This is a genomic window from Providencia sp. AGC89 (genome assembly GCF_053543535.1).
Window position 1 is genome coordinate 24,257 of the sequence record NZ_JBIXLP010000014.1, and the last position, 22,784, is coordinate 47,040.

Genomic DNA, 22,784 nt, shown 5'->3' on the forward strand with positions numbered 1-22,784 from the left:
ATGGGAAGGTGTAAGTTTTTTTTATGTATTTCAGTACGCAATCCTTCATCATATTTTACTGGCCCATACTAAAAAAATAAGTAATAAGAATGTTAAAAGCCTTTTTATATACTTTGCTGAAAAATGATAGATGCTCAGAATGCGCTGTTTTTATATTCATAACTAACCACCTGATATTACTTTTTCATAATCGAAAAGAACGCGTTGTAAACTGAATTTGCCTTGACTAATCTGCTCTAATTTAGAGGCTACAAAATCAGAAGTTAAAATCAATTTTTGACCATCAAGGTAAAGTAATGCATAGAGTTTTTTGTCAGCCCCATTCAGCATACCTGCCCCACTCGCTTTCTGTAATGCCTGTATGACCTTCTGTCGCTGAATACACGGCGGAAAATGCTGGCTCATTGGCATCTGTTGCCATTGCGCTAAAACGCTTTTGACTTCTGGGTCATCATCAATTTGCAGCCAAGTCGCCTCATCCAAATACACCGTTCTATCGAGGGTTTTTGGCTGCGCTTTGGTGGCGATATCGGTCGGTTGCCAGCCCGACAATGTCTGGTGCCACCACGTGGTTGTGCCTGAAAATAAGTAATAGTGCCAATCTTCTTTCTGGCAGCGGGCTAACACAGGCATCACTGCATGAACATAAAACCGGCTCACTATCGTTTCGAGATCAGGTTTTACCAAGGTGCATCCCCACGCCAATTGCATCGCTAAAGGTTTGAGTTCTAATGATGAAAAAATCACGGTAACAATTTGCGGAAACTGCGCCATTTCTTCTGCAATATTTGCGTTGTTTTTCACCTGATACAGCCACGGCCCCACCCATTTGGCTTCCCGTAATTGGGGATGTTGGTAAAGGGAATACAGAAAACGGGAATTTTTTTGCTGAAAAGGCTCAATGGTCTGTTCTGCAAACGCTCCACCCTCGATTAACAGGTAAATATGTTCTTGTGATTGATTTGCCGCTTGGCTCAACTTTTCCATGGCTAAAATTTCCTCAGGTCTACACGGTTATCATTGCCTGTTATGGCATTGAGCAGGCACGGAATACATATCGGCAAAGATACTGCCGGAAATTGTGCCATCTTCATCGGTAAGGTATTGGGCCCTGCGGTAGCCATCTTCGGCACTTTGCGCAAATAATCCCCCGATGTACCGTACTCAATTTTACCGTTCTCCAGCTTGAGGTAACTGCCGCCACCATTCAGGATAATGCGTTTTTTACCCGTAAAATTGATATCTGCGGCAGAGGTGATGGTCTGCTTTTGCTCACTGAAGATATCTAAACGATTGTTTTGGGCTTGCACGGTCAGTGGACCTTCCCCGGCAATCACACCCAATTTTCCTGTGCGGGCAAACAACCCTAACTTATCTCCTGTGGACATCGTCATATTGCCGATAACCCCCACGCTGATATCGCCATCTGCATTGATGGTGATATTTTCACTGGCCGCCAGTTGGACATGTTCACCACTGGTGAACGCCATCCCTTCTGGGGCGGAAAATAACAGGCTTTGGTTTAATGGCTCCAAACGTTGTTGTAACAGTTTCTTTTGGCTTTCGATATCGGCTTGCAGGGCTTTGGCTTGTTTAGCGGCAAGATTCAGTTGCTCACGCTGTTGCAGAAGATGGGCGATTTCTTTGAGCACAGCCTCCATTTCCAGTACATCGCCTTGGGCTTTTGACTGCTCATCGGCGCTGATAAACAGCCCTTTACCCGCTCGAATTGCCCCCCACTCATCGGTACGCAGTTCCGCGCCTGCTCCACGCATTTTTCCTTGTGCATCGACAAGGTGACCTTGACTGAGCTGGGTTTTACCGTACTCCGTCGCTAACTTGATGTGCGTTTTTTCCCGTTTGTCTTCCATGCGTAATTTATTGTTGGCAGGCGTGCGCAGCACATTGCGGGTGTGATTATCACGGTTAACATGGTCTGGGTGTTCTGAATCATGAAAGGCAAAAGCAATATAGGGTCTATCCAGATCACCATCATCAAAGGCAATGGCGACTTCAGTATTTGCAATCAACGGCGCATGCAACCCATAGGTATTCCCCGCATACGGTTTGGCTAATCGTAGCCAAAGATAAGCATACCCTGACTCACTGTGATTGCGGTCAAAATTCAACTTAACGCGATAACGTCCTTGTTCATCCAGCCATGCGTAAATATCGTTGTCATTACGGCTTTCAATGCGTGCAGGTAGGGTTCCGGCGATTTTCGGACGGGGAATTTCATCTGGGCGATAGGCATATTGCTCACTGTACGGCATGCCATTAAGGGTCATCTGTAACGACGCATCACGCGCTGCACGATACCTAATTTGGGTGATAAATACGCCGTCTTTCAGTTCGTTGATAGGCACATTCGCGATATCCAACACACTACCCATCATCAGATAAAAGGCGTTAGTCTGTAGCTCAAATTCAGCGGCGGGATTGAGGAAACGCTCTTGGCGTAAACGGCTATAAAACGCACCACTTTCGGCATCGAGGGTTTCTGCATTTTCATCACCTATCTGCAGATACGGCGGTGCATAATGGTATTCATCACCCAAGGTTGCGTTGTTTAGCGGATGAGTCGTACTCATTTCCATTGGTGAAAGTGCTGTGCGGTAGTTGTAGTCTTTGACGATCACATTGCCTGTCACCACTTGATGAGCCAGTTGCGCATCCCATACCGACAGTTGCCCGTTATCATTTTGGCCTGAAGGAAGCTGATATAGTAATTGTTCACCGAATTGGTAGTTGAGTTGGCTATCGAAAAATAGCACTTTGTCATTGTCGGTTTTTATCGAGTATTCAAGGCGATAGCCAATCCCCACCTCGGCAAGTAACCGTTGGATAAATGCCAAGTCGGATTCACGCCACTGGGTGATCAGCTCTCGTTCGGGGTATTGATGCTCTAGCTTAAATTCGTAATCCGCCCCTTCAAAACCGTGGAACTGCAACACCTTTTCAATCACTTCGATCACAGAGGTATTTTGGTAAATAGCACTACGCTGAGTATGCCCAAGTAATGCTAAACGTGGCTCCAATAAAACGGCATAGTGGGATTGGTCAGCACTGGTAGATAACCATTGCACACGGGTAATGACACCCGATACTCGCTTATTGGTGCCCATATTGAATGTCGCCGGTTTTAACAGCACCTGTTCCGGTGAGATTGAATCCGACGCGGAGGTAAATTCAATCTGCCATGCTGAAGGCGTATTGAGTTTTTCATTCCCCTCAAATTTTAGAATGTCGATATCAAACCCCACATCTTGAATTTCAAGTTGATAGGGCTGATGAGCAAGAAAAGCGGTGAGTTTTTCTCTCATGATATTAGTCCTTTAACGGTAACAATCTCAGCCAACCATCACCCAACTCAATCACGCGTGGCTTATCGGCATCTAAGTCTTCGCGGTTAATCACCAGTCGCCAGGTGTTTTCTGATAAATCGGGATTGCGAAACATACCGAGCACCGCGACGAATTTTGTCTCCTTTTCAAGAGGCTCATCAAGGGAGACTTGCCCTTGAGGCATCACCATGACCGAAGTGGCATTAAGCGTGTCTTTTTTTAATATTTCATCCGACTGCGTTAACAGTGCTTGATACATCGCCCCTTCGACGGCTTTTTTGTCTTTCAGTTGATACACCCACACCATCGTAGCGAGCGGTGTTTGGTCTTCATCGGCATTGAGCCCCGAGCGAGGGGTGAAATCTAAGCGCAGTGTGGTAATTTTTTTATAAAGAATTGCGTCTTTCATGCTGACAGTCCCCTCTTTTACGGCTTGCGCGAGTCCACAACCCGCCAGTATCCCGCACAAGCAGATCACCATGAGTTTTTGGCTAATGTTTTTCACGGATACGATTTTCCTTTCATGGGGTTTCTCCCTCATTTGTTCATACTTATTCAAAACGGTAATCCCCTGACTCAGCTTCTGGTCGTCCTGCGTGTTCAATACCGTGGTAACGCCCTAGATTGATTGTCAGGAATTGGCGGTTATCACTCAGTTTGCCCCCTTTTAACCCTAATAACCCCGTTCTGCCTAATTGAATGCGCGACGTTTTTTGTAAACGCGGTTCAGGTAATACCCTCACCGGAACTGTCAGCTTTAAGCGCGCATCACTGCGGTAACCTAAATAGACGCGCAATAGCACCAATAGGTCGGTGTGCAGATGTTCACCTGGCAACCAGCCTTGTGCTTCTTTCGGGTGATGAGTGGTGAGGGAGATAAGAATGCGACTGGTGGTGTCTCTGGCCGTTTTTCCCAGTGTTGCTCGGGTTTCCAATGAAACACGCTGATGGCGGGATAAACCGGTACGTTCATCCACTGGCACTTTGACGATATCGTATTCATGAATCACCGCTTGGGTATTCGGGGCCAGTAAAGAGACCAGTGCTTTCACCCCTTCGCTGTTGCGCGTGGGTAATCGCATCGTGCTCAGTAGAGCCAAAAATCGCGAAATCGGCGTGGCGATCCTCTCCGCGCTCCCTGGAATACCTAAGCCAATTAATCCCAACAAGCATTGAGAGGTGGCATCGGTGCCGCCCTCTTCAAACGTCGCGGGATACGCATATTTACGCCAGATACGGTAATACTGGGTGGTGATGCGATGATTAAAAATATCCAGAAATTCCGTTAGGGCTTCTGCCCCATCAACACCTTGTGCGATATCATCCAAATAGCTCGTTGGTAACGGCGAGTCGACGCCGTACAACCCTAAAAAGTTGGTGCGAACCGTTAAGGGGAGCGCTGGATTAGTCGGACTTTGCTCTACCGTTCGTAGCTCACCCGCCGGAAATCCCATGCCCGGCCAAGGACGAAACCGCAGCGGATCATCTTTAATGTCGTTGGTGGTGCCCAGCAATGGTGATTGAGGGGCGGCTTTTTCCAGTAATTGGCAAAACCGGTAGAAATTCGCACGCCAAATCGTCGGCGCAATATGCTTTATCAGCCGGGTACGTGTTGACTGTGATTCTCTTTCCATCTCAGACGCTTTCCTGTGGGTTGAATAACAAGGGTTAATTGGTTAAACAGGTGAATATCCGCATACAGTGAAAAGAAGCGCTGAAGCATCTCACCAAATAAATTGATATCCCCTTCGCCTGAAAAGTTATTGCCGTTTAGCGTGATTTCAATATCGACCCCGCGCATCATGTAGCCTTGTTCGAATCGGCGTATGAGTGTGTGTTTCACCCCCACGATCGCTTCCAGTCGACGACGATTCATTTCATCATCCGTCCAATCGTACAAGGCTAAAGTGCCGCGAAGCACTTCTGGGTTATCCATCATGCTTAAAAAGTTAGATCCCAGGTGGCTCATCACCCGCCAGTGAAAACGGTCGTTTGCCGGGGGATATAATGGAATGGTGGGTGCGGTAAGGTTACGGACGGTGACGGGCACTTTACCCGCCTTTAACACACTGTCTAACACCGTGCTTTCAAGGGCTTTACGGGGGAGTTGCCCATTGGTGCCGGTTAAACGGATGGATAATAGTTCAGGTTTTTCGGAAAGCTGAGCCAGTTCAAACTCTTTCCCCCCTAAAATCAGCCACGTATCGTAAAGACCGGAAGGCCCCCGCTTAATCCGCGTATGAAAATAGCGTTCGGGCGCATCGTGGCGCATCATGCCACCACGATGACGAAAGCTGCTAAACGGCACGTATTTCGGTTTACCATTTTTAATCGAGCCGTGAATGCTGTCCACACTGTAGATTTCGGTGTGACCGTCTTGTAAGCGCAGGGGGCGTAGCTGGTATTCATTCTCCAGCGGATTAATGGTTAACGGGTCACCTTCTAATGAAAAAAGATTGATGACAGGCGCACAATGCAACCGGAAGTTTTCCGTTTCAAAGGGGAGGTCCGCCGACCAGGTTTCACTGAGCACGATATCAATTTCAAACCAGGTCGTCGTTTCCGTAAACTTCGCTTTCTCCAGCCCTTGTAACGCTAAAAACATAAATTTATGGCGGAAACTAAAGTACTCCAATAGCAACTGATACCCACTAAATGCGGTATCGCCTTTTGGCCATAAATTATCATCATCGGTAAAACCCATCGGCTTAAACCAACCGTCAAAGGGTATACGCTCTTCCCCTGTATCTGCATGGCGAAGGTACATGCCGTGAACTTGGCGCGTCATGGCAAGGTGTAATGCGGAACTGATGGGCGCATCGGCACTGAGAAAAATCGGCAGGCTGTCTAAATAAGTTTTTGACCAATCGACTTTTTCAGGGCAGGCAAAGCGTAAGCGAATGGTGGAGCGCCCATTCGGTTCTGTCTGTAATTGCACGTTGGAAATTGAAAGTGGGCGTAATAATACGTCTTGCGTAGTGCGGTATTGGCAACGCGTGCGCTGGGCGCTGATCGGTCTGGAAACCACCCCAAACCCTGCGGGTAGGCATTCGGCTTGGCGTAAATGTTGCCACTGGGGGGAAAATTCAACAATAGACAGTGACGGGATAGTGCGTAAATAATGGGGCCACAGTAAGCTCACCAGCCCTTCAGTCAGTTCAGGGAGGTCATCATCCAATTTTTCCCGCAAACGCCCCATCAAAAAAGCAAACCCTTCAAATAAACGTTCAACATACGGGTCGTTCGCGCCAGGTTTATCGAGATTGAGCATGGCCGCTCTATCAGGGTGCGCATTGGCAAATTCTTTACCGGCTTCTTTCAAGTAACGTAATTCAGCTTCGTAATAGCGTAGCGTCAAATCATCCATTTTAGGACTTCCTAAAACCAATTAAAAAATAAAAATAGCGAAGGCTCTTGGCCGAGCCTCTCGTGAATTAAGTCAAAGTGGGTCAACAAGGTCATCCACAACATCCGGGGTATTGAGAAAGATATTGTTAGGCAAGCGGAACTGCTGGAGTTTTAACAACGCTAGCGGCCCACTATCGAGTTCACTGCGTAAAATAAACCGTAACGTTTCGCCCTCTTTCGTGCGCCACACCAACTGATAACGGCTACTGTCGAGTTGCGTGACTTCGGCTTGCTCTAATAAGCGCATTAATCCCCAATTGCCTTGGTAGTTAGCGTAAATTTGCATTCCCGAACGCACACTTTGCCAATTGAGCGTCACGCCCGGATAATAACTATCTCCCGGCCAGATAAAGCTTTTCCAACTTTCCATTTGGTTGAAGTAATCCAATTTTTGGCCATCAACAATCAGCTGAACTTGAGCGACACCTTTGGACGGCCTCGCCATTAATTCAAATCGAATATTGGCATCCCCTTGCGCAAAGACAATGTCTGAAATGTCTGACAATTGATTAATGGCTTTGAGGAATTCAGGGTTGATGGTTAAGCCTTGGCTCATGGATGGGTCAACCACCCAGCGGTTGCCTTCTTTATGGACAATGCCCCCCAGATTGGTTTTGATAAATTGATCTATACGCCCTGAATCACTGCGTAAGAATTGGGCGAGTAACGGCAATGAGGCATCACTCCCTGTCGCTTTGAACGGGTAACGCCCGGCAAACGCTTTATTCCACTGAGACACAATGGTGGTTTGCCAACGGGTGTTAAGATTATCCGCAGCGGGAGATAAAATTTGTCTCCACGCTTGTTCTAACGGTTGAACAAACAAAGAATGCCCAAAACTGTTCCATTCTTGACCTAAACTCGCCGCCACTAACTTGCTGTAATCCAAGGTATCGGTTAAATCAATGGTTTTACCTTGAAACACCGTTTGCGCTAACATTTTTGCCATCGCTTGCGGATCGGACGCATTATTGACTTGCTGCAATTTCAGACGGACTTGGGTGACACGAGCCAACCACGATTGGAAACTGAGATTGCCATTTTTTCCTGTTCCGTCCTTACCTTCCATCATTTCTAGAATGGGACCAAACACATCATCCAACGGGCCTTTGGGTGCTTGATTTTGTTCAATAAATTGCTTAACTTGCTTTTTCTTATCTAACAATTTCACTGCTGAATCGACGAGATTATCGGCGAACGCCTCCGATTTTTGTCCAGTCTTACCCTGCCACGCTAAGGTGTTCATTAACGCCACCAAGGGGGATTGACGTACATCCGCTAACACATTTAGCTGCGCAATCACTTCCGATAATGAATCGGCTTGGTGCCACTGAATACTGTTGATCATATTAAGCCAACTGTTTCCGAAGTCCACGAAGTAGCGTTCTGTGAGTCGGGCTTTTAAAGCTTCAGGTGAGACCTCGTTATCCACCGTTTGGGTCTTATCGGTTAATACCCAGTCGATTTCATTACGGCGTTTATTCACCACCTCATCAATGGCTGCCTGGACTTGTTCTTCCCACGCTTGACGGGTAAATACACCAGGGACTATTTCATCGGTGCTAAATAACAGTTGTGCATCAGTATCACCAACCATATCCATTAACGTTAAATCAGGCCAATTACTGGCAACTTGTTTTAAGACTTCTTGGTATAGACCCGCTTCCGCATTTTGTTGGCCAATTTGTTTTAGCAAAATCTTACGTGTGGTGTTCACTAAAGTCATATCGGGCTTTAGGGCTAATTCAGAATGTTTGAGAAGATTGTCTGCCCAGAACTGAAACAGGGGTGGTGCTAAATGCTGCCATTCCGCTTTTGGAACACCACTACGCTCAGGCCAAATCGTTAAGAGATTTTGTGTTAGCCAAGCGGTATCAACGTGATCGGTTGAGGCCAGCATCAAATAGAGTTTTAAGGCGTTGTAGGCTTGCTGAGTGTTTTGTTCCCTCGCACTACTCGCAGGAGGTAATGCGACATACGCTGCTAATTGCGTTTTTAACGCCTCCATCGTCGCGGCTTTCATTAGCGCCTGATGGTTTTGTGTATATAGCGGCCAGAGCCTTGCTAAAGTTTGGCTATCTTGATTTAACCCAAAACGAGTGTACCACGGTGCTCCGTGTGTTTGACGGTATTGAAGACGCGCCAAATATTCTTGCAGCTCATACTGATTTTTCAGACGTTCCCCAAGAGGGAGTTGTTTATCTGCGGCAATTCGTGCCGTTTCTTCCGCATGGCGAATAGAGGTTTGGTTCACGATGAATGAGGTGATTGTGCCCGCACACCAAAATAACAATAAGGCGAGGACGGTAACCTGAGCAGCTTGCCTTGCATTCCAGCCTAATTTCTTCGCTTTCAGACCTGATGGTATATTGAAAAAAGTTTGCCAAGCGGGTGAGCGTCCTAACGCATTGGATTGCCGGTGAGAAAAGGCTTGCTCTGGGCTGAGGATCACCCCTTGAACTTGTAATGCCGCATGCCCTTTCATGATGTGTTGGAGTAACCCGCCCAGTTGAGATTGCAGTTGCTTTTGTATCAGTTCACTGACACGTAATAGCCAACCTTGTTGGGGCGATTGCAATAATGCAGACATTCCGACTTCACGCAAAGGTGTGGCTAAACGAGTTAAGTCCGCAATAGCGTGTTCCGGCGTTGCACCTGACTGAAAAATAGCCCCAATTGGCGGTATAGAATGGCTTTCTTCCTTCCACAACGGCTTTTCAATTAACCATAACCAAACAGGGACACGCCAGCCCAGAGACGCATACAGTCGCTGATGGCAACGCAGAACGTTATCGCGCTCAATCTGAGTGGGCAGTGATGGTAAGTCAAACACAAGAACGCAGCCATCTAATGGGCGCGCGGGGCTCACGGCTTGAATAGCGGCAAGGTATTCATCGGGTAAATTTTGCTCCGGTGCACCACCGTAAAATAACAAAATACCCTCATTTTCTTGCCAACTTTCCTGTTTTAATCCCGGTGTCGCCCGTTCAATTTCCGCATCTTGCCCCTGCACTAGCAATAATTTGACCTTACGTCGCCAAAAGCGACCATAGCGTAATCGAAGATGTTCTTGTACCATATTGACATCAATGACTGCCTCGCCTTGTTCATCACCGAACTCAAGCACAGAGCCATTTTGTGATAATTGCTGTTGCTTATTTTTACCCCATTGAACATACAGACCTGATTTTCCGGAAATATCAAATAGCTTTTCGGTGATCCAACCCAACAGCAAAACAAAGATAGCCACCAAACAGCTTACTGTTAAAATACGGTCGCCCTCATACGGGCCTAATCCGAGTGATGATGCCATCGATTCGGGAAAGGCGTAAAATAAGAAAGCCACAATAATCACTAAAAAAATCAACACGACGGCGGTAGCACCCATCACTGTTTTTACTTTCACCTTAGACATGCGTTACGCTTTCCTTACTTTCTGTGTGGCGTGTAATCACCGTTATCCAAATGTCGTCATTTTCTCGTTGAGGCTGAACCGCAATAAGCTGAGCGTCGGGAGAATGCTCTTGATCCATATTGGCCTCGGCCAAGGCCGTGGCTATCCAAGGGGCGGTTTTTCCTGTATTCCCTAAAACCGGAACAATCATTTTATTAGCCTTCGTCATGCTAAAGTGCAACTGATTTTGTTCGCAGGCTTGGCTCCATCCCCCGCCCTCGTCAACAGCCTGCCCGGCAACCCACGCTGCGGTTATCGTTTCAGGAGAGATGTTCCCCCAGAGTATGGCTTGTGATAAGCCGTGCGACAGATTGTCAGGGTGACTTTTTTCTGGACGATGGAAGCGGGTTATACAAGGAATATCGCGGGTGGGTCGATTACTCAGAAGAATACTGCCGATGGCCTCACCGTCATCATCCACAGGCGTCGAGTTATAGCCAATAGATACAATCAACAATAGGGAAGGAATATCCCAACGGGTATCTAACCATGCGTCAATGGCCTCTAGTCCTTGCCCCGCAATGAGACGAAAAACGTGTGGGCTTTGTTTTTTTAAGGTATCCAGCAGGATTGGCTCAGTTAGTGGCTGTAACGCACTATCGATTTCCAATACGCAGTAACAAGGGATATCATCAGGGATTTTTTGTAATATCGGTTTAATTTTTACTGCGATGTTATTAAGACAATCGGTGAGCATCAGCGTCGAGTCGGGTTGGTCGAATACGGTTAAAGGCGCATAACGTATAGGTTGAGACCCTGAACGAGAAGGTTGTAACGCCACAAAGGGAACCGATTTGTTGATCGCATAAAGGCTGCGATTTGCACCTTGCCCCGCCGGGGTCTCAATATACGCATCCAATAAATAGGCAAATCGTTGACCGCGTTTGATTTCAGATTTAATCAGTGCTTCGCGTTCGCTATTCCACGTGCTTGCAGAAACTTGCTGCATTTTATACGCCATCCGCCGAGCACCGAATGCTAACCCCCAACCACAAATAGGGAGCCCCACCGCGGTAAACCAAAAAATAAACCCCGTTCTGTCTTTTGTCCAAAACCATAAGGTCAGCGCAAACCCCATAAATATGATAATCAACAATGCCACTAACCAGCGGCGTGTATTGGGTCGAGGTACTTTTGCAGCAGCAGGCGGAATGGTATTGAGCCAAACTGGCATATCAACCTACCTTGGCGGGAGAAAAGGAACTGATTAAGGTACATCCGCAACCGCATTTATGCCCTTGAAAAGCGACAGGTATTCCGTTATCGAGGTAGTTAGGGTTCCCTTCAATGATGGTGGTCGGGCCGTGCCCTTTTTTCGGGCAAGAAACCTGATCGCCTTTGCGTGCTACACCGATACCCCCAAATTTCATGGTGTCAGAGCCTGTTAGCACGGTTCCCCCATGAGTGGTTTTATCCCCTTTACGAATAATTTGTTGCATGGTTTTAGTCCTTTAAGATTTCAGTTGGTTAATAGCCCGTTTCTTCAATAAGTAATAAGTGCGTTTGTGTCTTCATTTCTTCAAATAAATAGGTTGATGACTCCATTTCTTTTTCCGCAACTATTTTAATTCTCTTGTCAGTCATCCATTGATAATCGAAGGTTTCCTCGCCTTTCGCTTTACTCTTGATTAGATAGCTTAGATTTTTAGTTGGCAATTTATTTTTAAGTCTAGCATGTCGATAATCATCGAGGTTTATTAATGTGTTATAAGCTTGTGATAGGGTTTGGTTAGAAAAATAACAGGTATATTCTAAAGTACCGTCATATTCCTTTCCTTCGTCTAACTGTCGGCAATAGGATGAAAATGTTGCATTCTTTGATTGAAGTTACCTTATTTCAACATTATTACTAGCAAAAGCGTGTGGTGGAAAAATTAATATATAAAGAATCTGGATGGATTTTTTAACGATAAGTTAATGATTTCCCACCTTCATACTTAATTAGTTTATTTCAATACCCCCTTGGGAATAATTTATCTTTCATCAAGTGGTTTTAATTTTTATTAACGTAAATTTTGGCATTAGCAATTCAATTTATTACACTTTTAAATATAAATGAGTTAATGCATGCACCCTAACGCACTCCCCTTGTCACATTCTAGAATATTTAATAATTCATCTAATTTATCGATATGTATTTTATTGCAATCATAATTATATTCTTTATTAACATTTAAATCTGTCACTTGTAACCCGCTATTATATTGACCATCTTCGTAATTTTTATATATTGCATAATCCACATTATTACTTGAGTAAGTAATCCTATAATACTCTGTATTAAACCGAGAATAATGATTATATGAGTACCCCCTCCAATAATTTTGAAGAACATTCAATAAAAATGGAGTTGTTTTTTTCATTGTTAACTTTAAGTCTTTACCAATTAACTCTAAGTTAATCGTTCCGTCTTTAGTGGCACATTGAAAGAAAGTTTTACTATTTGCAAAAGTACTTAGAAGCAGCAATATCATAAGAAACGATTTTTTAAACTTCATGATTATTATCACTTGATTTTCAACTAGTCAGGTAATATTAAGGACTCATCACTATTATGTCTAATTGATAAGATGTTGTATTTTTTTATCATCACGGCATTGTTTTATTTTCAGCAAATCAAAAGAGTATATATTTATTATTGTTTTTGATTTATTATCAACTTCTATAGATAAACAGGCACACCTGATACCATAGTTACCGTTAGTGTAAATTATCTCTGAAGAGTCAATAGAATTATCAATAATTTTCTCAATTCCTTCTGATTTTCGTCCTCCTTGCTGAGATATATTCCATTCAGCATCACGATCGATAAGCCAAAGATTTCCTGGTGTAGGATTATCTAACCAGCCACAACGAATTTCTTGCCCCTGCACAGAAAATTGTATAAATAGAAGGAGACATATCAAATATTTTTTCATGACAATAAACCATTGTTTAGTTTTTCCAAGTAATCCTCTGCAAAACCTTTTATTTGCTCCGCTTGATCCAATCCATTAATACACTTTCTTGCATTATAAAAATCAGTTTTAGACTCATTAACATAATCGGTGATTATCTTACCTGTAAATTCACCATATTTAAAACCACCAATTAAAATGAAGAATGAATATTCTGGATTTTGACTAAATTATAGATATATTTCATAGAATAGGTTATCTATTTTCATCAGAAGGCCCTATCCCTGTTCCTGTAGGAGTTAACCGATTTGACTTTATCCAGCCATCAATAACTTGACCATTTTTATTTAAGTACATTATAGAAGTAAAATCATCGTAAACAATAGATGCATTAACGAGGTCATCTTTGATTAAAAAAAGGTTTTTTTCTTTACAATTAACGTTAGGCGAATAATAAAAATGGGCTCTTCCATTGCCGATCACTTTATAACCTGACTTAAATGAATTAATAATAGCGCCTTCTTGCTCGGATATTAACTTGGACTTTTGACATATATTTTCATCTGCCAAGTTATTGAAAGAAACAAAAATCAATGTCAATAGTATAGCTCTTATATTCATAGTCGCTTATTCATTACACGGGAGTGTACTGTATTTAATATGAACGTATATTTACTCGATTAGCGTAAATATACGCGATATATGGCAATAACTACAACTCACTTATTTATAAATAGATATCAATTAGTTCACTGGGTAGCTTTCAAATAAAATGGCTCGAACTTTATCCGATGAGTCAAGGCAGAAACTGAGTTTCATATCAAAATATTGGTAGAATCGGCACTCATTCTCAGGATTCAATCTACTTTTCGTCCCATATTTTGCAGTGACTGTACTCCAGTCATCTCCGACTTTTATACCACGTGCAGTTTCATATTTGTCATCAACAAATGTAATTCCAGAGACATATGTGTCGTTAAAACCTAATCTTTTCTCAATGATGTCATTTGATTCAGATATTGTTATCATTTCATTTAGGATAGTTAATGTCCATGATTCGAATTCATTATTAAAACCGTGGTTTTCAGGCTCTGGGAGTTTTAATCCTGATTGTTTAACCCATGTATTTAGCTCAGGAGTTGCCTTTCCGAGTAAATAGACATTTTTTCCATTTATCTTCCATGAAAAATCCGAGTACGTAAGCCCATTTTGCTCAACATTATCGGAAACAATCTCGTCACTCCGAACCCATCCATCAACAACAGCGCCATTCTTATTGATATAATTGACAAACGAAAAACCATTTACCACTCTATATTTAAGTAATTTATCATTTTTTATTAAAAAGACATTTGTCTTACACTCATCTTTTGGCAAAGAAAAAAAATAAACTCGACCATTTGATTGCACCTTTTCGGGGGTTGGATCTTGGTTTGTATTGTAGGGATAATCTGTGCTGCTTGGTGTGCAACTTATTGTGGCTAGAGAATTTAATGTGAATAAAGATAGCGATAATAAAACTATTATTTTCATCTTAAATTTATTCATTAGCACCTCCTTTGTAAACTGGAATATCAAAAATTAACTCATTATCGAAATCATGATAATCACCACAAATTTCATACATCCTAGCAGAAATATGTTCTGCCCAGTTTACAGCCGTAGCGTATTGGTAGGATGCCGGATGAGCAGGGTTCCAGCGCATTTTATAAAGTGTATTTTGGTTCTTGTGCACAAATTTCTGCGAAATCCACTCAGCACCTCCCATAATAGCCAATTCTGGGGTAAACCATCCACGAGAGTAAGCCGCTGCTTTCCCACCACTAACAGCATTTCCATCTACAGCAGCTATCCCATACATGTTATAAACAGTTCGTGATGGCTGATTATTATAGGAAAATAATGACCCTTTACCGAGAACACTCCGGCCATTTCCAGTTTCGATAGCGGCGTGAGCTGCAAGATAGCATTCATTTATACCATAATCATTAGCCGCCTGAATAAATGCAGCAGCAGTACCTTCAAGGGAACCTTTTCCTCTCAAAAATTCTTCTAATTTTTCAAAGGAAATTCCCATTGGTTTATCTATTTCTAAAAATTGAAGCATATTACTATTACTAGTTAAATTTTCGGGAGTTATACACTGAACAACTTCGCTTCGAGTTGCATTTCTTGATATTCCCCATTTAGGTGCTGCACTCCCAGGGATAGACATCTGCTTATTAATGACTTCTTCAAGTGTATTGGAATATTGCGTATAATTAATAATATATCTTTTTTTTGACTTAACTGTATCTAAAAATACCAATGGATGCATATGCCACACTTCAGGACCTAATTTTTCATTAGTTACATCCTGCATCCAAACCATACCATCAAGAAATTCTTCGCTGTAAGAACGCCATAGTGGTGCTTCTTCACTTAATCTATTTAAAAAGGGTTGCCAGATACTGTCACTTTTTTTGTAATACCAATCACTAGGGTGTTTAACAATGGTTTTATTCACGATATGGGAAAACATGGGGTTGTGAAAGGCTCGGCGGTATTCCTCAGGCGAGTAAGTTTCCTTTTTGTCCGATTTAATCTTATTGATTAATCGCTGGTAATTATGAGCAATAATCCCCTTTTGTGGCACAGAAGAACCCGTGATTTTAGCTTTAATATTTTCATAAACTGAGCTAATAAATTCGACTTGGGGTTGTACATAACCATTTAAGTGGTCAAATGCATTGGCATTGGCAACTAAAGCTTTAAATCCTAGCTCTGCAAGGTCGTATTGGGAAAGAAACTTTGAGTATTGGGCGATATTGTCTTTAATAAGTTGGTCTTGATGCCCTATAGCCCCGAGCTCGTTTGTTTTTTTGCCTAACACTCCGAAAGTAGACTCTTGTGCTTTTTGTTTATCAATCTCGTTGAGTTCACTTAATGCCATTTTGGGTATTGCCGCAATAGATTCTGGCACTAACACATATTCTGGAAATAAATAAAATTCGTTATTATTCTTATCTTTTTCTATTTTTAATTCACTGAGCTTAAAGATTTTCTCCCACTCAACAACCCGTTCTGTTTTTATAAAATCATCACCTTGCTTATTCCATAGCATTAAACCGGGTAAACATTTTAAATACTGAGGCTTATCATGTCCGACTTTGTCAGGGTTCTGCAAAAACTGCGGTAAATTATCATCGGCACTTATGCACTCAATATGCACCTGATAACGCGAATCAATGCCCTGTTCTTTAGGGGCTTGATAGAAGCCCATATGGCCGATATTGTCACCTGCTTTAATGGCTATTGGCGTCGTTAAACTGACCACTTTATCAAATTGCATCATTTCTTTAGCGGGGCTGGTTAACTGTTTCCACCAACTCGGCTCTATTTCAGACACAATATTATTGTTATCCACCAGAGTCCAACATTGGTCTCCGACGTTTAATTTTGATGTACCGGCTAACTTTTCAATCGTCACCAGCCCATACAACCGTCCATTCGCCGCCTTGAGTTGACGTTGGCTATCCTTTTTATCCCAAGCGATGATAGAGCCTTTAGGGAGCGCGTCTAGTTTGTTTTGGTCTTTATAAGTATTCGTGCCTGCAACCACTTTCCATTCGGGGGAGTAAGTCGGCAATTTATCTTGCACAATCCATGTGGGATTCGCTTGATAGGCAGAATACGGTGCCAAATGCATATACAGCGTATAAAAATGCAGTCCGCTCTTTTGAGTTTCACCCACTTGAATGTAGTGGCGTACCAATACAAACGAACCGGATAAATTTAAGCTTCCGCTTTTCCAACCTAGAGGTAAATAATCTTGATTCATTCGGTAGGCAATGACTTCACCATCCGCCATGCAGCGAATAGCCTGCTGCCCTTTATAGGGAATAGGAAAACTGGCCTTCTCTGTGATGGAGCTTCCACTTAAGGCACACCAGGGCGTAGTCGCATTGGTAATATGGATACCGCTATGCCACATTCCATTACGACCCAGCAAGTAATTTCCTGTTGATTCCCCGCTCACATGTGCCATTATTTCATCAAGGTTTGAGAATTCTTGACCACGTTCGTTCTTAGGGATGGGATACACAATTTTAATTAGCTTGGCACTGCTTTTTTCTTCTTTTTTTTCGTCTGCGGGTTGATTACCAGCGTAGCGGTATAAAACAAATGGAGTACTCTCATCTCGATACTCTTGGTTTGGATAAAAGCCTCTTTGTTGCACAAAGTCAGAAACCCAATGTTTTCCATCAAATAACGCAATGTGCCCATGAATACTTTCAGGTTTATTTGGTTTTTTGAGTCGTTCAATAATAACAACATCGCCTTTTTGCTGACCCAAAATCGAATAACTAATCCCCTCTTTTTGTGCTTGAGCACCGGGAACAGGTGTAAATCCATTTTCAATTAACCATGGACCGTAGTCTTTAGCTGAGCGTATTGCTGAGTTTTCTATTGAAGCTCCGCCATGGATAAGAGCAAGTTTGACATACTTAGCACATTCACCTTTACCGAAAGCAAAGCTTTTTTGAATTTCAATAGCATTTTGATTTATTTTTTTTATTGTAACATCCATATTGATCATTTGATGCTCCTCAACGCATTGCAATAAGGGCTATTATTGTTATCGGGTTTTACTGAAGTTATCTTCCATTTCTCATTGTTGTATTTTAACGCTATGGTATATCTAGAAATGTTTGGTACAGCCCCTAACTCAAGTCTTAAAGTCGCTTTTTTATTATTAACCTTAACGTTATTAACTTTGATATTACTTATCCAATCCGGACAAAAAGATTGAGCATCAACAAAATAATCCGCGTTCAAATATTCCTTTTTGAGCCCATTGATTAAATTGGGAGATACATACATTAACATCGCTTTTTCATTTTTTTTCAACTCTGCTTGAATATCTTCATTATTTTCCAAAAGATACTCAGTATAGAAATTCAATACCGTTGTTTCAGGTGTTGCACTTCCTTTATCTAAAGCCAACGAAAGAGAAGAAAAAAATAAACAGATTAATAATGTCAAAACTTTCATTAATGTCATCCTTTTAATCATGCAATGGATACTTCGTCACTAATTTATGCGCTTCAATATCCGTCACATCAAACTGCAACGTTTCACACGCGATATCAGCCCCCGAGCCAGGCACCACATAATTTGCAGCTTTGATGATGTAATCCCCTGAAGAACCGTGTTCAACACCTTGCCCACTCAGCTTTAGGTATGAGCCACCACCGTTAAGGGTCAGGGTTTGCGGTGTCGATATCACAATTTCATCTTCGCTGCTGGTGATAGTGATTTGCTGCTGGGCAAAGAAATCCATCGTATTGTGTTGCGCACTGATTTCGATCGCGCCTTGATTCGCAATCACTTTCACTTCATCTTTATGTGCAAATAGGCCTAATGCTTTTTCAACGGCGACCGATAAGTTCTGCATGGCACTCATATCAAGATGCTGCCCTGCATTCACCATAGTATTGCCTTGGCTGCTCATTTGAAGGTGTTCACCGGACGTTAATGCGATCCCTTGCGGCGCACTGGCTAGTAACACAGCGGATTGTAACTGCTGTAAGCGAGAATCTAAGAGGTCAATTTGTGATTGAACATCGGCGGCGAGTGCACTGGCTTTTTCCGCTGTTTGAGACAGCGTTTGCATCTGTTGGTTCGCTTGCTGGATTTGCTGCACCGCTTGGGTCATGTCCAGCACTTCCCCTTGTGCTTTTGATTGTTCATCTGCACTGATAAACAACCCTTTACCCGCACGAATAGCGCCATGCTCATCCGTCCTCAACTCAAACCCTGCTCCGCGTTGTTCTCGTTGTGCGTTAACCAAATGACCTAGATTGAGTTGAGTTTTGCCATACTCCGTCGCCAGCTTGATATGCTCTTCCTGACGTTTATCTTCCATGCGCAACTTGTTATTGGCCGGTGTTCGTAAGATATTGCGAGTATGGTTGTCTCGCGTCACGTGGTCAGGATGTTCGGAGTCATGTTGTGCATAGGCGATATAGGGTCGGTCAAGGTCACCACCGTCAAATTGCACCGACACTTCAGTCCCATCCAATAATGGAGCATGCCAGCCGTAAGTATCTCCAGCGTAGGGCTTGGCTAAACGTAGCCATAAATAAGCAAAGCCCGCCTCAGACGACTCTCTATCAAAATCCAACTTAACACGGTAGCGTCCGAATTCATCGAGCCACGCATAGGTATCGCCTTTTTCACTGCTTTCCACTCGTGCGGGTAACGTCCCTGCAATGACAGGTCGAGGGAGTAAAGGCGGTCTGAAACATAAGGCTTCACGGTAGAGTTGCCCGGTAAACTGTACCTGAAGGCTAGAATCCCGAGCGCCCCGATGGCGAACATGGGTGATTAACACACCGTCTTTCGCCAACTGAGGAAAGACCCCTGTCATTTCTAAAACTTGTCCAGGTGCTAGCATTGGGCTGGTTGAATGCCCTGATACCCACGATTGGGCATTAAGAATACGTTCATGGCGTAGCTGAGCAAAAAAAGCGCCACTTTCTGGGGTATCAATATCACCGACATTCAAGAAAGGCTCTGCGTAGTGGTACACTTCCCCTGTAGTAACTCCCTCAAAACCTGAAATAATTTCAGTACTATCCTGAGGCGTTAATGCCTGACGGTAGTTATAATCACGGGTTGCCACCCCCTCACTGACCACCTGATGCGAAACCTGCAATCCCCAGACACTGTCTTGCCCATTATCACTCAGACCTGATTCATGGCGATAAGGGAGTGACATGCCAAACTGGTAGTGTTCTTGTGTGTCATGGAAAATCACTTTATCCAATTCTAATTGAGTGTCCATTTCCATGCGCCAATAAATACCGACTTCGGCAAGAAGTCGTTGAATAAAGACTAAATCCGTTTCCCGCCACTGTGTAATCAATTCTCTGACCGGGTATTCACGGGAAAGTTGAAACTCAAAGTCTGCCCCTTCCAAACCATGACGGCGCAGTACCTTTTCAACCACTTCTGTCACCGATTGATTTAAATACACTTCACTGCATTTGGTGTACTGAAGTAAGGCAATACGTGGCACTAATATCAAGCTATACCGAGTTTCATCCGCTGACGTTTTCAGGTGTTTGAATTTACTGATAACCCCATACACTGTTCGTATCGATTGATTAGGAAGACCAGGTAATAACGGGGTTTGATAGGTAAATGCGCCCGACTTCAGTAGCATCTGCTCGGGAGTCAGATGTGCATTGGTGCACGTGACTGTCACTTCATATCGCCAAGGTTGACTGAGGGCTTCTTCAGATTCGAAACTGAGTACATCTAAAAAATCAGTGCAGTCTTGTACCGTTAAATGAAAACGGGCATGCGACACAGCGTTCTTCACAGTTTGTGTTAATGCATTGATGACTGAATTAGGCATATTCTATTCCCTCAGAAATGGACAAGAAGTGAAAGTAAAGACGAGGCGATTACACTGCTGACAACAATTGATTGAGCCACGTTTGACCGCCCCAAGTAATGGCGGTAATACCAATAAGCAACAACGCGGTCCAGAAGCTGAAAGAGCGTATCAATTTCAGACTAGATTTTTGCTGATGATGGATGACTAATGGAAAAGCAGATTCAGGTAGAGAAATCTGTGCAGAAAGTTTATCTATCAATGATTTCCGCTCGGGACTCAGCGGTTCCATGGTTGCTGTATGGACGTTAAAACCGAGTACCAAGACGCGGTGAAAGCAGGTTAGTACAGTATAATCTGGGTGAGCCTGCCCCAGCACTGACCGGATACGATCCCATAATGCGTCCCCTGCATCCAACGATGAAAAATAGCGAGCTTGTAAGGGGGCAACTCGCCAAGCATAGAATGCGTCACCTTCTTCATCACCCCGAGCCAAGAGTTCCATCGCGGTTTTATCCAATAATGCACATTGTGCGTAGATAATGTGCTCAATATTCTCGGGAGCGAGTTTTGTTTGGCCCAATGCATTTTTTACAGCATCAATTTGTTGACAGCACGTATCATAAAGAGACCCTGAATCCGGGTCATACCGACCATATTTTAGCTCAGTTACCATCAACCAGGTTTTTGCCATAAGCTTGTCAATATCAATGTATTGGCTCATGAGCGTAATACCGCAAACAGTTCTAACTCTAAGAAACCAAATAAAGAGGGCACATATAGCATGCAAACGCCTTCTTCCAACATTTCACGCATCTCCGGAGCCTCCATATCCAGCGCAAAGTATTGGTTTTCCATGCGCACAGGGAGCGCCGCAGGAACCCGGTCAACGGGTGTGAGTGGAATACCATTTAATGCCTTACTGTAAAGTGTGTTAACGGTATCAGGCGCGCCAATTTTACACAGCGTCGGGAACTTTTCAGCAATTTCCCACGCTGTTTTATCTGAACGGACAGACAGATAAAAATCGGCTTCCTCTCTAAGCCTGAGGTCATGCAATGAAGCTCGCCAGGTTTGCGGATCGGGATGCGTCATATCAAGCGCAATCACACGAGAAGGCAAGCTGGTTTCTAACAAGGTACTGAGCAAATCAAATAAAGGTGGGAACGTATTTTCCAGATCGTCATGGATATAGGCAGGAATGGTCGCAAGGTCATGCTCTAACGAAAAGGTTAATAAACTCCCCGCCAAACGGGTCAACTCAGCCCAAATGATTTCAGGGTGACGTTGTGGGTAGCGTTCATAACCGATGAGAACATTAGCATGGGAGTTTAAGGCGTTTAACAACCAAAATAAGGAAACATCGGCGACGGCAAAATCGGCTAAACGCTCATTGCTTTCACGACGCATTGCCATCAATCGTTGGCAGCGCGAACGGATTTGCCGATTCAGCAGAGCGAGTCGCTCTTGTAACTCTCGACTGGCTGAAAATTGTGTCATTGGAGGAATAAACTTTCTATCTATTATCCACCCTCCCTGACCATCACGAATTAGGCGCGCAATGGGACACGTTTGCCACGCATCATTATTTTCATGTTGAAAACGGACCGTAATATTGAATCTGGCAACCGCCATGGATTCATCATCCTGACCAAATACATCCGGTACATTCACCCACTCTTCCTGATACCGTAATGCACGCTCTGAAAAGGCCCCTTTTTTTTGCACATTTACAATCCCTGATTGAAGGAGCGGTAAAGCCAGAACCAGCACAAGACTGTCTGTTTGTGATAATGCGGTTGAATTCAACTCTCGCGGCTCAGGAGCGACATCACTGACCTGGGTATCCACTAATGTCCCATCTGGCAACCACACCCGTAATTGGTGAACTTGCAAGCGACCTGACGATAAAAGCGATTCATCCAGCTCAACTTTTTCCACCCCCCAGGTAAAAGGAGAAGAGAAACCTGAAACACCTTGGTTTGTGAAGGCTTCCCACTGAGCTTGTTGTTGAAATTGTTGTGGGGAGAGCAATGCCCCTTCATTCCATAATGGGCGATAAATTTTCATTCGATGATCCTTTTATTTAAGCAAAGGCAATTGGCGTTGTGACTTTTTTCCTAAAAATACGGTGGCGATATTTGGCATTTAATGAAACGTGAAAGTAAAGCATTTCTAACGATTTGGTACGCTACCGCCCTTAGCCGTAAACCAAGGCTCATAAGGTAAAACGGTAAATTATTCCAAAGCAAATCCGTCCTCAGAGACCATCAAAGACAACGAAAAACTCGCTTTCA

Annotated in this window: 17 protein-coding genes; all 17 read right to left on the reverse strand. The window is 43.5% G+C overall.

Annotated features, from left to right (window positions below; all coding sequences use genetic code 11):
• Positions 1 to 162 precede the first annotated feature (162 nt).
• The 17 genes from ACIPUA_RS05155 to tssK all read right to left on the reverse strand — a co-directional run bounded on the left by ACIPUA_RS05155 (position 163) and on the right by tssK (position 22,557).
• Positions 163 to 987: a DUF4123 domain-containing protein gene (locus ACIPUA_RS05155; RefSeq protein ID WP_449059365.1), complete on the reverse strand. Its 825-nt coding sequence runs from the start codon at positions 985 to 987 to the stop codon at positions 163 to 165.
• Positions 988 to 989: 2 nt separating this feature from the next.
• Positions 990 to 3,323, reverse strand: a complete 2,334-nt coding sequence (locus tag ACIPUA_RS05160; RefSeq protein WP_449059366.1) for a type VI secretion system Vgr family protein — start codon at positions 3,321 to 3,323, stop codon at positions 990 to 992.
• Positions 3,324 to 3,327: 4 nt separating this feature from the next.
• Entirely contained in the window at positions 3,328 to 3,885 is a 558-nt protein-coding gene (gene tssJ, locus ACIPUA_RS05165) for a type VI secretion system lipoprotein TssJ (protein ID WP_449059367.1), read from the reverse strand.
• Between the two features lie 10 nt (positions 3,886 to 3,895).
• The gene (gene tssG, locus ACIPUA_RS05170) at positions 3,896 to 4,978 is read right to left on the reverse strand and encodes a type VI secretion system baseplate subunit TssG (protein WP_449059368.1); all 1,083 of its coding nucleotides are present in this window, start codon (positions 4,976 to 4,978) and stop codon (positions 3,896 to 3,898) included.
• Entirely contained in the window at positions 4,942 to 6,711 is a 1,770-nt protein-coding gene (gene tssF / locus ACIPUA_RS05175) for a type VI secretion system baseplate subunit TssF (protein ID WP_449059380.1), read from the reverse strand. Before tssF ends, tssG begins: the two co-directional genes overlap by 37 nt.
• Before the next feature lie 72 nt (positions 6,712 to 6,783).
• Positions 6,784 to 10,167, reverse strand: coding sequence for an ImcF-related family protein (locus ACIPUA_RS05180; RefSeq protein WP_449059369.1), 3,384 nt, complete (start codon positions 10,165 to 10,167; stop codon positions 6,784 to 6,786).
• Positions 10,160 to 11,380 carry a hypothetical protein gene (locus ACIPUA_RS05185; RefSeq protein ID WP_449059370.1) on the reverse strand — a complete coding sequence of 407 codons (1,221 nt, stop codon included), beginning with the start codon at positions 11,378 to 11,380 and terminating at the stop codon, positions 10,160 to 10,162. The genes ACIPUA_RS05180 and ACIPUA_RS05185 overlap by 8 nt, the downstream gene beginning before the upstream one ends.
• Before the next feature lies 1 nt (position 11,381).
• On the reverse strand, positions 11,382 to 11,645 hold the full coding sequence (locus tag ACIPUA_RS05190; protein ID WP_006662537.1) for a PAAR domain-containing protein: 264 nt from the start codon (positions 11,643 to 11,645) through the stop codon (positions 11,382 to 11,384).
• Positions 11,646 to 12,266: 621 nt separating this feature from the next.
• Positions 12,267 to 12,704 carry a hypothetical protein gene (locus ACIPUA_RS05195; RefSeq protein WP_449059371.1) on the reverse strand — a complete coding sequence of 146 codons (438 nt, stop codon included), beginning with the start codon at positions 12,702 to 12,704 and terminating at the stop codon, positions 12,267 to 12,269.
• Between the two features lie 60 nt (positions 12,705 to 12,764).
• Positions 12,765 to 13,124, reverse strand: coding sequence for a DUF4087 domain-containing protein (locus tag ACIPUA_RS05200; RefSeq protein ID WP_449059372.1), 360 nt, complete (start codon positions 13,122 to 13,124; stop codon positions 12,765 to 12,767).
• Between the two features lie 234 nt (positions 13,125 to 13,358).
• Entirely contained in the window at positions 13,359 to 13,724 is a 366-nt protein-coding gene (locus ACIPUA_RS05205) for a hypothetical protein (protein WP_449059373.1), read from the reverse strand.
• A 123-nt stretch (positions 13,725 to 13,847) separates the two neighbouring features.
• Positions 13,848 to 14,651, reverse strand: coding sequence for a hypothetical protein (locus ACIPUA_RS05210; protein WP_449059374.1), 804 nt, complete (start codon positions 14,649 to 14,651; stop codon positions 13,848 to 13,850).
• Complete coding sequence (locus tag ACIPUA_RS05215; protein ID WP_449059375.1) at positions 14,644 to 17,682, reverse strand: N-acetylglucosaminidase; 3,039 nt, start codon at positions 17,680 to 17,682, stop codon at positions 14,644 to 14,646. Before ACIPUA_RS05215 ends, ACIPUA_RS05210 begins: the two co-directional genes overlap by 8 nt.
• A complete protein-coding gene (locus ACIPUA_RS05220; protein ID WP_449059376.1) occupies positions 17,679 to 18,137 on the reverse strand; it encodes a DUF3828 domain-containing protein in 459 nt (152 codons plus the stop codon). The genes ACIPUA_RS05215 and ACIPUA_RS05220 overlap by 4 nt, the downstream gene beginning before the upstream one ends.
• 13 nt (positions 18,138 to 18,150) lie before the next feature.
• Positions 18,151 to 20,508 carry a type VI secretion system Vgr family protein gene (locus ACIPUA_RS05225; protein ID WP_036418669.1) on the reverse strand — a complete coding sequence of 786 codons (2,358 nt, stop codon included), beginning with the start codon at positions 20,506 to 20,508 and terminating at the stop codon, positions 18,151 to 18,153.
• 49 nt (positions 20,509 to 20,557) lie between these two features.
• The gene (gene tssL, locus ACIPUA_RS05230; protein WP_449059377.1) at positions 20,558 to 21,211 is read right to left on the reverse strand and encodes a type VI secretion system protein TssL, short form; all 654 of its coding nucleotides are present in this window, start codon (positions 21,209 to 21,211) and stop codon (positions 20,558 to 20,560) included.
• Positions 21,208 to 22,557: a type VI secretion system baseplate subunit TssK gene (tssK, locus tag ACIPUA_RS05235; protein ID WP_036418664.1), complete on the reverse strand. Its 1,350-nt coding sequence runs from the start codon at positions 22,555 to 22,557 to the stop codon at positions 21,208 to 21,210. The genes tssL and tssK overlap by 4 nt, the downstream gene beginning before the upstream one ends.
• Positions 22,558 to 22,784 lie beyond the last annotated feature (227 nt).